General features: G+C 58.1%; 1 protein-coding gene. It reads left to right on the top strand.

The genetic code is table 11. The features are described 5' to 3' along the window. Nucleotides 1-232 precede the first annotated feature (232 nt). On the top strand, nucleotides 233-731 hold a 499-nt coding region (locus JNK54_10765; protein ID MBL8024740.1), incomplete at its 3' end, for a response regulator transcription factor.

Below are 731 nucleotides of genomic sequence, written 5' to 3'. Positions count from 1 at the left end.
ACAGCGGCGGTACGCGGGCCGGTGGGTGACGCAGGCGGCCGCCAACAACCGTAAATTGCAGACCTCGGAGGTGAGCGCAGATAACCTAAAGTGTTCAGACTCAAGTGCATTCACCTCCGAGGTCTTATATACCACTATGCTCGCAACCAACTTTTTCAATCTCAGGCTCGCGCCTGCCCCTGTTAGAATGGCAGACGTGAAAACACTCCTCATCGCCGAAGACAAAACCAGTATGCGCCAAATGCTCCGCGATTTTTTTGCCGAGCAGGGCTACCGCGTTATTACGGCCAGTGATGGGCGCGAAGGGCTGATTGCGGCTAAACAAGAGAAGCCGGATTTGGTGATTGTGGATGTGATGATGCCCGAAGTGGATGGCTATGAGTTTGTACGCCACTTTCGGCGTGATTCCGCCGCGCCCGTGATTATGCTCACGGCCAAGATGGATGAGATGTTGGCCCGGGTGCGGGCCGCCTTGCGCCGCGCGAATGCGGAAGTGACGGCAGGCCGCGTTCTGCGCGTGGGCGAGCTGACGCTAGACCAAGACACGCGGCTGGTGAAAGTGAGTGAACGCGCAATAGAGGTGACGCCCTCCGAGTTTGAAATCCTTACTGCATTAATGGCCGCGCCGGGTCGCGTGTTTACACGCCGCGTTTTGTTGGCCAAATTGTCCGGCGCGGCCTCCGTGGAGCGCACGGTGGATGTGCATGTGCGTAACTTGCGCGCTAAGCTCG

The sequence above is a fragment of the Elusimicrobiota bacterium genome (assembly GCA_016788905.1).
GTDB lineage: Bacteria > Elusimicrobiota > Elusimicrobia > FEN-1173 > FEN-1173 > JADKHR01.
Note: the sequence above shows the minus strand (reverse complement) of the source record. Positions and strands in the feature narration are given on the sequence as shown.